Here is an 11,641-nt window from a genome sequence, read left to right on the forward strand (position 1 = left end):
GCGACAGAGATGAATAAAGTCACCAATGTGGTGATCGCCGGCCTGGGCGGACAAGGCGTCGTCACCTTCTCGGACATGCTGGCGATGGCGGCCTTCAACGCCGGACACGATGTCAAGCAGAGCGAGCTGCACGGCATGAGCCAGCGCGGCGGGTCGGTCAGTAGCGACGTGCGCTTCGGCCCCACTGTGTTGAGCCCGATGGTGCCGGCCGGCGAGGCGGATTATCTGGTCGTGCTCGAATCCACCCAGGTCGAGGTCAATCGCGGCCTGCTCAAACCCGATGGATGCCTGCTGACGCCGGAGTTGATCCCCGAGGGGGCGCTGCGCAACAAGAAGAGCCTCAATGTCGCGATGCTCGGCGCCCTGTCGGCGGTCCTCGAAATCCCCGAGCCAGTGTGGCTCGATGCGGTCCACGCGAAGCTCGCCGCGAAGCTCCACAAGGTCAATGACCAGGCCTTCGCGCTTGGCCGCGAGGCTGGTGCCGCTCTGAGCCGCCCAACCCCAAGCGCGGAGGACTAGACCCGATGCCGATCGAACGCTGGAACGACACCGAGGGAGGCCTGCATCCGGCCAGCGCCCACGACTACCTGCCGACCACGAAGCTCCAGGAGGTGCAACGGCGACGGCTGCGGGCCGTCGTGGACCGGGCCTACCAGCATGTCGCGCTGATTCGCGAACGCATGGATGCACGCGGCGTGAAGCCTGACGATATCCACGACCTCAGCGACACGGCCAAGCTCCCCTTCACGACGAAGGCCGACCTGCGCGACACCTATCCATTCGGCCTGTTCGCGAGCCCGATGAGCGAGATCGTGCGGCTGCATGCATCGTCGGGGACCACCGGCAAACCGATCGTCGTCGCCTATACCAACGAGGACCTGTCGGTCTGGGCCGAGGTCATGACCCGCACCTTCGCCGCCTGCGGGCTGCACCGCGGCGACGTCGTCCAGAACGCCTTCGGCTACGGGCTCTTCACCGGCGGCCTCGGCGCCCATTACGGCGCCGAAGCGCTCGGCGCGACCGTGGTGCCCATCTCCGGCGGCAACACCGAACGCCAGATCATGGTCATGAAGGACTTCGGCGTCACCGCGGTCTGCGCGACGCCGAGCTACTTCACGCACCTGATCGAGCGGGCCAACGAGGTCGGCGTCGATCTGCGTGAACTGCCGCTGCGCGTTGGGGTCTTCGGGGCCGAACCCTGGAGCGACGCGATGCGCGAGCGGATCGAGATCGACAGCGGCATCAAGGCCTACGACATCTATGGGCTGTCGGAGATCATCGGACCCGGCGTCGCGAGCGAGTGCTCGGTCCAGCAGGGTCTGCACGTCTTCGAGGACCACTTCTATCCGGAGATCATCGACCCGGACACCGGCGAGACCCTGCCCGACGGCGCCGAGGGCGAACTGGTCCTGACGACCTTGAGCAAGCGGGCGATGCCGATCATCCGCTATCGCACGCGCGACATCACCCGCCTGATAACCGAGCCCTGCCCCTGCGGTCGCACGTTGCGGCGGATTCGCCGCATCGGCCGGCGCAGCGACGACATGTTCATCATCCGCGGCGTCAATGTCTACCCATCACAGGTCGAGGCGGCGCTGCTCAAGGTCGAGGGCACGCTACCCCACTACCAGATCATCCTGACCCGCGAGCAAGGGCTCGATCAGATGGCCGTCGAGGTCGAGGTGACCCCCGAGGTCTTCAGCGACAAGATCGGCGCGCTGGAAAAGGTGCGCATGAGTCTGGCGCAAGCGATCGAACATATCCTCGGCATCCGGGTCGCGTTGCGCCTCGTTGAACCCCGCAGCATCGCGCGTAGCGAAGGCAAGGCCAAACGGGTCATCGACCGGCGGACGATCTGAGACCCTTGGCATCGGTCGTCGGACCCGTTCGAGGGTCCGTCACCGCGCGGCCTGCTCCATGCCCGCCGGGGTCTTCAGTGCCCGAACTCGGTCGAGCAGCCGCGGATCATCCCACTCGCGCTCACCGACCGCTTCATAGATCAGGCGCCCCTCCCCGTCGAGGACGAAGGTGGTTGGCAGGCCGCGCATCGGCCACAGCGGCGCGACCCGGGTCTCGCGATCGAGCGGCAGCGGGAAGGTCACCGGATACCGCTCCAGGAAGGCGCGTACGGCGTCCGCGTCTTCGCCGACGTTGATCGCGACCAAGCCGATACCCTCGTCTTCGATCGTTTCCCATGCCCGTTGCAGCGCGGGCATCTCGGCACGACAAGGCGCGCACCAGGTCGCCCAGAAGTTGACGATCAGCGGCGCGCCCCGATAATCGGCGAGACGATGAAGGCGGTCGTCGGCATCGGTCAACGCGAACTCAGGTGCCGGCGGCTGCCCCGCCACCTCGGTCAGCTGTGGCTCCGCGGCCAGCACAGCAAAGGAGGCGGCCAGCGTGAACCAGCCGCCGACCCCAAGACCCACCAGGCCATTCCGTTTCATCATCGAACTGCTCTAGGCTGTGTTGACACGACCTCGCAGATGAGGCCGAGAGAGCGGGTTGCCAACCCGTTGCCCGGGCATCGAGCAGCCCACAGACCCTCAGCGGGCACCCAGACCACAGGAACCAGCACATGAACCCAGAGGATTTCCGTGTCGCGGCAATGCAGCGTGGTCTGTCACGCGAGGATCTGAATCAGAACCCGGTCATGCAGTTCGAGGACTGGTACCAGGCCACGATCGAGACCGGCCTGCCTGAACCGAACGCAATGACCCTTGCGACCGTCGACCGCAACGGCCAGCCCTGGGCGCGGACTGTGCTGCTGAAGCTGTACGACGACCGGGGCTTCGTCTTCTTCACGAATTACGACAGCGCCAAGGCCGAGCAGATCGGGGGCAATCCGCGCGTGGCACTGCTTTTCCCGTGGGTCGCACTGGGTCGCCAGATCCAGATCACTGGTATGGCCGAGCGGATCCCAACCGCCGAATCGCTGCGCTATTTCCTGACGCGCCCGCGCGGCAGCCAGATCGGGGCCTGGGCCTCGCAACAGAGCAAGGTCATCCAATCTCGCGCGCTACTCGACATCAAGGTCGCCGAGATCCAGCAGCGCTTCGCGGCGGGCCAGGTTCCGCTGCCGGCGTTCTGGGGCGGGCTGCGGGTCGCACCGGAGACGATCGAGTTCTGGCAGGCGCGTCCGAACCGCCTGCATGATCGCTTCCGCTACCAGCGCGACGCGCACGGGGTCTGGTCGGTTCAACGGCTCGCGCCATGAGGCCGGCGGTCCGGGCGCGGACCACATCGACCGCGATCGACCGCTGTCAAGCAACCGAGTCGGCGGCTCGCTCACTGGCCAGAGAACGGTGCAACAGGATGTTCAACAAGCGCATGGTCGCATTGATCGCCGCGAAGACCTGGTTGGCATGGACGCCGCGGGTCTTGATGTCGCGCCCATCGAACCGCCAGGTGATGGTGCATTCGGTCAAGGCGTCGGTCCGCCCGCCCTTGGGGATGCGGATCTCGAAGTCGACCAGCGGCGGCAACGCCAGGCCACGCGGCTTCAGGATCTTGGCCAGCGCATTGTTGAAGGCATCGAAACCGCCGTTGCCGCTGCCAGCCGCCACGCAATGGTCATCGCCAAGCCGCACCCGCAGACTCGCGGTCGACTCGAGACTCAGGCTGCTCGAGACGGTGCACGCCAGCAGTTCGGCATGATCATAGTCCTTGCTCTCGAGGACCTCGGCGATGATGAAGGGTAGATCCTCGGTCGTGATCGCCTTCTTCGAATCGCCCAGCTCGATGATCCGTTTGAGGACCTTGCGCTGATTCTCCTCCGACAGGCTGATATCGAGCCATTCGAGGTTCTTCAGCAGCGAGGCTTTGCCCGACAACTTGCCCAAGGCGTACTTGCGCTGCCGGGCGAACCGCTCCGGGCTCAAGCGCGTATGGTAGAGCAGGCCTTTCTTGTCCCCGTCGGCATGGATGCCGGCCGTTTGCGTGAAGACATCGGCACCGACCACCGGCGCATTGTCGGCGACCCGCTTGCCCGAAAAATACTCGACCAGTTCGCTAGCACGCGCGAGGTGCGACTCCTCGACACCGAGATCGACACCCAATTGGTCACGCAGATTCACGACGACCTCGGCCAGCGACGCATTGCCGGCCCGCTCTCCGAGGCAGTTCACGGTGCAGTGAACCGCCGCCGCGCCGGCCTGCACCGCCGCCAGGATATTGGCCGTGGCCAGGCCATAGTCATTGTGCGGATGGAAATCGAAACACAGCCCGGGAAAACGACCGATCATGTCGGCGAGGGCGCCGCGGACCTGATCCGGCGTCATGACGCCCAGGGTATCCGGCAGCATGAAATGACCGACCCCGGCATCGGCGAGTTTTTCTAGAAAACCGTAGACGTAGACGGGGTTGTCCCGGTAGCCGTTCGACCAGTCCTCGAGGTAGAGATTGACCGCCAGGCCTTGAGCCTGGGCCAGGCCGATCGCGTCTCGCACATCTCGGACATGTTCATCGAGGGTCTTGCCCAGTTGCCCAACGCAGTGTTTTTCGCTGCCCTTGGCCAGCAGATTGATCACCCGCCCGTTGGCCTCGCGAATCCAGTCGATGCTGCGTCCGCGATCGATGAACCCGAGCACCTCGACCCGATCGGCCAAGCCGACCCCGGCCGCCCACTCGACGATGGCCGCTACGGCCTCCTGCTCGCCCGGCGAGACCCGCGCCGAGGCGACCTCGATACGATCGACCCGCACCGCCTCGAGCAGGATCCGCGCAATGCTGGTCTTCTCCTCGGCGGAAAAGGACACGCCCTGGGTTTGCTCGCCGTCGCGCAGCGTGGTGTCGAGGATCTGGATGTAGCGATTCGGTGTGGTCATGGCGCCGCCTTAAGGGCCCTCGCTCAGTGAGTGTTCCTCCCGTCGATCGCAGGGAGGCGAACAGAAAACAGATCACCCGCTCGGTAGCGATCCGCGCGCGCCGCGCGCTCATTGGCGCCGGGCCTTTCCTGGCGCCCTTCAGCCCCGTGGCTTCATCCTCATGGCTTACGAGGCTCGCGCGTCATCGTTCAAGGGTCTCGCGCAGAAAATCGCGAACCGCGTCGATGTCCGCGCCCAACTCGATCGATCGGATCGGCCGCTCCATCAGCCCGCGAAGACTCGCCGGCGGTGGCGCCTCGCGGCCAATGGCGCGGTGTACGACCTCGTTGAACTTGGCCGGGTGCGCGGTCGCCAGGCAGACCAGGTCACGGCGATCACCGCCGGCCCGGACGCCGATCGCCGTGTGAGGATCGAGGATATAGCCGCTCGCCGTGAAGGTCTCGCGAATCTGCGAGAGCGTCGCGTCGTCATCAACGGCCATCGCTGCGAAATCGGATTTGACACGGGCCTGTTCGGCCTCGGTGACGATCAAACGACCGTGACGGGACAGCGCGTCGAACAGGCACCTCACCCGGTCTGGATCCTGGCCGACGAGGAAATAGAGGTAACGCTCGAAGTTCGATGCGACCTGGATATCCATCGCCGGGCTCAAGGTCGCATGGACCGGGCCCGTCTCGTAGACCCCAGTCTCGACGAAGCGGGTCAGGATATCGTTGCGGTTCGTCGCCAGGATCAGACGATCGACCGGCAGGCCCATCCGTTTCGCCAGGAAACCGGCGAAGATATCGCCGAAGTTCCCGGTCGGCACCGAGAAGCTGATGGCCCGATCCGGGTTCCCGTCGGTCACCCGCGCCCACGCGTAGAAGTAATAGACCACCTGGGCCAATATCCGCGCCCAATTGATCGAATTGACCGCGGCGAGATGGCATTCTCGTTTGAGTGCCAGGTCACGAAACAACGTCTTGACCAGACGCTGTGCATCGTCAAAGGAGCCCCGCAGCGCAATATTGTGTACGTTGGCGTCGAGCACCGTCGTCATCTGCCGTTCCTGGATCGGCGACACGCGGCCTTTCGGAAACAACACGAAGATCCGGATCCGGTCCTTGCCGCGAACGCCGGCGATGGCCGCCGACCCGGTATCGCCGGACGTGGCCCCGACGATGTTGAGTTCTCCGCCATCGCGCACGAGGAGGTACTCGAACAGGTTGCCGAGGAACTGCAGGGCGACGTCCTTGAAGGCGGCGGTCGGACCATGGAACAGCTCGAGGACCCAGCGCGAGCCGACCTCGACGACCGGAGTCACCTCGGGCGCGGTGAAACTGGCGTAGGAGCGCTCGATGAGATCGGCGAGATCGCTCCGTGACAGCTCGTCGCCGACGAACGGCGTCATCAACTCGAGCGCCAGATCCTGAAATCTCAGCCGGCTCCAGTCTCTCAATGTGTCCGGCGAGAGTTGCGGCAAGGCATCAGGAACGAGCAGGCCGCCATCGTCGGCCAAGCCCATCCGGACCGCCTCCGCAAAGCCGACGGGAGGGACACCGCCGCGGGTGCTGACGTATTTCATAACGCGGGGATTCCGGTTCGACGGCGGCTCGAGACGAGCGCCGCCCAAAGGCGTGAAGTTAATGGAAAGGACTACGCGGATCAAGGCAGGCAACCAGCATGCGACCCCACCAATACTGAGAATAGGCCAATGACCGTCATACTAAGTATTGACATCTTTACGGCCGCGAAAACACAATGCCTGGCCCCGATGACCGCCAACGTCATTCGGGGGGTCGGGACACCTTGGGGAGCCCGCACGGGGTTGGGATGCCTCGCAGTTCAGGGCCGCGAGTGCGGCTAAAAAACGAAGTGAACGGCGTTGCTGTCGCCTTCGCGTATGGCTGGTTGGGCGCAAAGACCTTTCGGCGAGGTTTTCCGGCGAACGACAGGGCCTCCGTCGTTCGGCAACTAGGCCATCACTGCGTATCGGGCCCGGCGCGAGCGTCGCGCCGTCGCCCTGGGTAGCATCGCCGCCACTGGTGACAACAAACACGGAGTGACACTCAATATGACATCCGATAAACGCGCCGGCTATTGGAAGGCGAACCTGACCCTGCTTGTCGTCCTGCTGACGATCTGGTTCGTCGTGTCGTTCGGGTTCGGGATTCTCCTGGTCGAACCCTTGAATGCCTTCTCCCTCGGAGGCTACAAGCTCGGCTTCTGGTTCGCGCAGCAGGGCTCGATCTACACATTCGTCGTGTTGATCTTCGTCTACGCCTTCCTGATGAACCGGCTCGACAAACGTTACGACGTCCACGAAGAGTGACGACGAGGACACGATAAATGGATCTGCAAACGATAACCTACATCATCGTGGGCGCGACCTTCGCGCTCTACATCGGCATCGCGATCTGGGCACGAGCCGCATCGACCGGCGAGTTCTACGTGGCCGGCAAAGGCATTCATCCGGTCGCCAACGGCATGGCCACCGCCGCCGACTGGATGTCGGCCGCGTCCTTCATCTCGATGGCCGGTTTGATCGCCTTCCAAGGCTATGACGCCTCCGTCTATCTGATGGGTTGGACCGGCGGCTACGTGTTGCTGGCCCTGCTGCTTGCGCCTTACTTGCGCAAGTTCGGCAAGTTCACGGTGCCGCAGTTCATCGGCGACCGCTACTATTCGCAAACGGCGCGCGTCGTCGCGGTCATCTGCTTGATCATCATCTCGGTCACCTATGTCATCGGCCAGATGCGCGGCGTCGGCGTCGCCTTCGGTCGCTTTCTCGAGGTGTCCTTCGAGGTCGGCGTCTTCGTCGGCATGGGCATCGTCTTCATCTACGCCGTGCTCGGTGGCATGAAGGGCATCACCTACACACAGATCGCGCAGTATGTCGTCCTGATCTTCGCCTACACGGTCCCGGCCATCTTCATCTCGCTGCAGATCACCGGCAACCCGCTCCCGCAACTGGGCCTTGGCGGTACCGTCACCGACGGCAGCGGCATGTACCTGCTCGACAAGCTCGACCTGATCGTACAGGATCTCGGGTTCGCGGCGTACACGGCGCAAAGCAGCACGACCCTGAACCTGTTCCTGCTGACGATGTCGCTGATGATCGGCACCGCGGGCCTACCGCACGTCATCATCCGCTTCTTCACCGTGCCCAAGGTCAAGGACGCCCGCAGCTCGGCCGGTTGGGCACTGGTCTTCATCGCGATCCTGTACACGACGGCCCCGGCGGTCGGCGCGATGGCCCGCTTGAATCTGATCGAGACCGTGCAGACCGGCCCGGTCGGCGAGCAGACCGCGAACGTCGAGATCGCGCAATTGCCCGACTGGATGGTCCGCTGGCAGGCGACCGGCTTGCTCGATTGGGAAGACAAGAACAACGACGGGCGTTTGCAGTACTACAACGATAAGAATCCGGAAATGGTCGAAAAAGCCCAGGCTTGGGGCTGGGAAGGCAACGAACTGACCAAGGTCGACCGCGACATCATGGTGTTGGCCAACCCCGAGATCGCCGGACTGCCGAACTGGGTCATCGCGCTCGTGGTCGCGGGCGGCCTTGCGGCGGCCCTGTCCACAGCGGCCGGTTTACTGCTCGCGATCTCCTCGGCGATCTCGCACGACCTGCTCAAGGGCGTCCTGATGCCGAAGCTGTCTGAGAAGGCCGAGCTGTTAGCGGGGCGAATCGCGATGGCCGGAGCGATCGCCTTGGCCGGTTGGCTAGGGATAAACCCACCAGGCTTCGCGGCAGAAGTGGTGGCGCTGGCCTTCGGTCTAGCCGCTGCGTCGATCTTCCCGGCGCTGATGATGGGCATCTTCTCCAAGCGGGCCAATAGTGCCGGTGCGATCGCCGGCATGATCGCGGGTCTCATCTCGACCCTGGTCTACATCTTCTGGTTCAAGGGTTGGTTCTTCCTGCCTGGTACCGCGATGGCGGAGAACATCCCAGCGAACTGGTTCCTGGGCATCTCGCCCGAGGCCTTCGGAGCCGTCGGCGCCCTCGTCAACTTCACGGTCGTGATCATCGTGTCCAAGTTGACGGCACCGCCGCCCGAGCACATCCAGCACTTGGTCGAGGACATCCGCGTCCCAGGCGGCGCGCGACAACCGATCGATCACTGACGACCACCGGCCGGACTCCGGCCTGCCACAGCCCCGCTCCGGCGGGGCTTTTTCGTTGACCGGGGGCCATCGGCAATGAACGGAAGCCGCCCGAAGGCCGCTCGATGAGGTATCGTTACGCCGATATCACCTGACGAGGATTCGACGATGGACGTGGAACTGATCGAGATCCGCGACTTTCTTGCAAGCCATCACCCCTTCGCGTTGCTGCCCGACGAGGTCCTGGATCGGCTGCCAAAGCGGCTGTCGGTACGCTACTTTCGCCGCGGCGTAGACTTCCCGCCCCGCGACAGCGAGGAACCTTGCCTGTACATCCTGCGCCGTGGCGCCGTCGAGTTGCGGGACGGCAACGGCGAACTGGTCAGCAAACTCGCCGAGGGGGACATCTGCCCGCTCCGTTGTCTGCCCGAGGATCCGAGCGCCCAGTACTCGGGCGTCACCGCGGAAGACACCCTGGCCTACTTGCTCCCCTGCGCGAAACTCGAACAACTCCGTGCCCAGCATCCCGACTTCGCGGCGCACTTCGAACAATCGACTGGCGAACGGCTGCGCACCGCGCTCGAGGTCATCAAGGACACCTCGACGAGCAGCACCGGACTCATGACGGTTCGCATCGGTGATCTCGTTGGCTCGACGCTGATCCACGCCTCTCCCGAGACGAGCATCGGCGAGGCGGCACGCATCATGACCGAACACCGGGTCTCGTCGCTCGTGATCATGGACGGGGAGCGGCTCGCCGGCATCATCACCGATCGCGACCTGCGCGGCCGTTGCCTGGCCGCGGGTCTGTCACGCCAGCGCCCGGTCAGTGACATCATGACAACCAGCATTAAGACGACCACGGTGGGCACGCTCGGGTTCGAGGCCCTGCTCACGATGACTCGGCTGAATGTCCACCACCTTCCGGTGCTCGATGGCGACCGGGTCGCCGGCGTCATCTCGACGACCGACCTGATCCGCTTTCAAAGCGCCAACGCCGTCTACCTGGTCGGCGATATCCACAAGGCCCGAGACGTCGAGACCCTCGTGCAGATCAGCCAGAAGGTGCCGGAACTGCAAGTCAACCTGGTCGGCGGCGGGGCCACCGCCGACCAGATCGGCCAAGCTGTCAGCGCGGTAACCGATGCCCTGACCAAGCGCTTGATCGAGTTGGCCGAGGCCGACCTCGGCTCGCCGCCGGTCCCCTATGCCTGGATGGCCGGCGGCTCGCAAGCACGGCGCGAACAATCCTCGCACTCGGATCAGGACAATGCGCTGCTGATCGCCGATCATATGAAGCCCGAGGACGATGCCTACTTCGCGGCCTTGGCCAAGTTCGTCAATGACGGACTCGATGCCTGCGGCTACTACTATTGTCCCGGCGAGGTCATGGCCTCGAATCCGAAATGGCGTCAGCCGCTGCGGATCTGGCGCAAGTATTTCACGAACTGGATCGAACGCCCGGAGCCGATGGCCTTGATGCTATCGAGCGTCTTCTTCGATCTGCGCCCGGTCCACGACCCGGGTGGGCTCTTCGAGGAGTTGCGCGACCATATCCTGCAACACAGCCGTGCCAACCGGATCTTCGTCGCCTATATGACCGCGAATGCGTTGAAGCATCGGCCACCGCTCGGGTTCTTTCGCAGCATCGTCCTGATCCGCGGTGGTGAACACGACCATACGTTCGACATCAAGCACCGCGGCACCGTCCCGGTCATCGACTTGGCCCGTGTCTACGCCTTGTCGGTCGGGATCCCGGAGATCAACACGCTGGAACGTCTCAAGGCGGCCGGGGAGACGACGGCCTTGAGCCGTGACGGTGCCGCGAACCTGGTCGATGCCCTGGAGTTCATCGGCACGCTGCGCGTCCAACACCAGGCCCGCCAGCTGCGCCGTGGCGAGAAGGCCGACAACTACTTATCGCCGGACGAGCTTTCACCACTGGAGCGCGGCCACCTGAAGGACTCCTTCGTGCTGATCAATATGATGCAGGAAGCCCTCGGTCAGCGTTACCAGTCCGGCCGCTTCGCCTGACATGCCGTGGCGGTGCCGATGGTTGGAGTGGCGCCGCCGATTGCGGCTCCGTCGCGCTCCGGCGGGGCCACTGCGTGATTATCTCGCGGTCCCGTTCCCGGACCCGACCACCGATTATCGCGACGTCGAGTACCTGGCCGTGGATCTCGAGACCACTGGCCTCGACCCGCGTCGCGATCTGTTGCTCAGCGTCGGATATGTGTTGGTGCGCGGCTACCGGATCGACTTGACCACGGCCTGTCATCGGACCGTCCGGATCGATCGGGCGATCCCCGAGGCCAGCGCCGTGATCCACCAGATCACCGACGATCAGGCCGCGAAAGGCGAGGAGCTGGAACCGGTCCTGACGGGCCTGCTCGAGGCCCTCGCCGGACGCGTGATGATTGCTCACCATGCACGGATCGAGAAGGGCTTTCTCAGCGCCGCCTGTCGTCGTCTGTTCGGCTACGACCTGCTGATGCCGGTCGCGGACACCCAGGCCCTGGCGCAGCGCAGCTTAGAGCGCCGCAATATGGCCTTCAAGCCATCGGACCTGCGCCTGCACAATCTATGCGACCGCTATAACCTGCCTCGTTACGAGGCCCATAACGCCTTGAGCGACGCGCTGGCCGCGGCCGAACTCTTCCTCGCCCAAGCGGCGTATCGCGACAACGGCCGGGGCCTGCCGCTCAGTACCTTCCTCGACTGACGCG

The 11,641-nt window shown here is 64.4% G+C and carries 10 protein-coding genes; 7 read left to right on the forward strand and 3 right to left on the reverse strand.

Features of this window, described 5'->3' with window-relative positions:
* Positions 1-9 precede the first annotated feature (9 nt).
* The gene (locus ABC977_RS11030; protein WP_369667316.1) at positions 10-519 is read left to right on the forward strand and encodes a 2-oxoacid:acceptor oxidoreductase family protein; all 510 of its coding nucleotides are present in this window, start codon (positions 10-12) and stop codon (positions 517-519) included.
* 5 nt (positions 520-524) lie between these two features.
* Positions 525-1,859, forward strand: a complete 1,335-nt coding sequence (locus tag ABC977_RS11035; RefSeq protein ID WP_369667317.1) for a phenylacetate--CoA ligase family protein — start codon at positions 525-527, stop codon at positions 1,857-1,859.
* Positions 1,860-1,898: 39 nt separating this feature from the next.
* Here the strand turns inward: ABC977_RS11035 and ABC977_RS11040 are convergent, their stop codons facing one another.
* Positions 1,899-2,450, reverse strand: a complete 552-nt coding sequence (locus ABC977_RS11040) for a TlpA family protein disulfide reductase (RefSeq protein WP_369667318.1) — start codon at positions 2,448-2,450, stop codon at positions 1,899-1,901.
* 128 nt (positions 2,451-2,578) lie between these two features.
* Between ABC977_RS11040 and pdxH the strand changes: the two genes are divergently transcribed.
* Positions 2,579-3,217 (forward strand): pyridoxamine 5'-phosphate oxidase, encoded by a 639-nt coding sequence (gene pdxH, locus ABC977_RS11045; protein WP_369667319.1) that lies wholly within the window; start codon positions 2,579-2,581, stop codon positions 3,215-3,217.
* Positions 3,218-3,263: 46 nt separating this feature from the next.
* Here the strand turns inward: pdxH and ABC977_RS11050 are convergent, their stop codons facing one another.
* Positions 3,264-4,826 carry a hydroxymethylglutaryl-CoA lyase-like TIM-barrel protein gene (locus tag ABC977_RS11050; RefSeq protein ID WP_369667320.1) on the reverse strand — a complete coding sequence of 521 codons (1,563 nt, stop codon included), beginning with the start codon at positions 4,824-4,826 and terminating at the stop codon, positions 3,264-3,266.
* Positions 4,827-5,007: 181 nt separating this feature from the next.
* Positions 5,008-6,390 (reverse strand): threonine synthase, encoded by a 1,383-nt coding sequence (gene thrC, locus ABC977_RS11055; RefSeq protein WP_369667321.1) that lies wholly within the window; start codon positions 6,388-6,390, stop codon positions 5,008-5,010.
* A 489-nt stretch (positions 6,391-6,879) separates the two neighbouring features.
* Between thrC and ABC977_RS11060 the strand changes: the two genes are divergently transcribed.
* The 4 genes from ABC977_RS11060 to ABC977_RS11075 all read left to right on the forward strand — a co-directional run bounded on the left by ABC977_RS11060 (position 6,880) and on the right by ABC977_RS11075 (position 11,637).
* Positions 6,880-7,137: a DUF4212 domain-containing protein gene (locus ABC977_RS11060; protein WP_369667322.1), complete on the forward strand. Its 258-nt coding sequence runs from the start codon at positions 6,880-6,882 to the stop codon at positions 7,135-7,137.
* 17 nt (positions 7,138-7,154) lie between these two features.
* The gene (locus ABC977_RS11065; protein WP_369667323.1) at positions 7,155-8,936 is read left to right on the forward strand and encodes a sodium:solute symporter family protein; all 1,782 of its coding nucleotides are present in this window, start codon (positions 7,155-7,157) and stop codon (positions 8,934-8,936) included.
* Between the two features lie 147 nt (positions 8,937-9,083).
* Positions 9,084-10,949, forward strand: a complete 1,866-nt coding sequence (locus ABC977_RS11070; RefSeq protein ID WP_369667324.1) for a DUF294 nucleotidyltransferase-like domain-containing protein — start codon at positions 9,084-9,086, stop codon at positions 10,947-10,949.
* 1 nt (position 10,950) lies between these two features.
* On the forward strand, positions 10,951-11,637 hold the full coding sequence (locus ABC977_RS11075) for an exonuclease domain-containing protein (RefSeq protein WP_369667325.1): 687 nt from the start codon (positions 10,951-10,953) through the stop codon (positions 11,635-11,637).
* Positions 11,638-11,641 lie beyond the last annotated feature (4 nt).

This window comes from Thioalkalicoccus limnaeus (genome assembly GCF_041197575.1).
Classification (GTDB): domain Bacteria; phylum Pseudomonadota; class Gammaproteobacteria; order Chromatiales; family Chromatiaceae; genus Thioalkalicoccus; species Thioalkalicoccus limnaeus.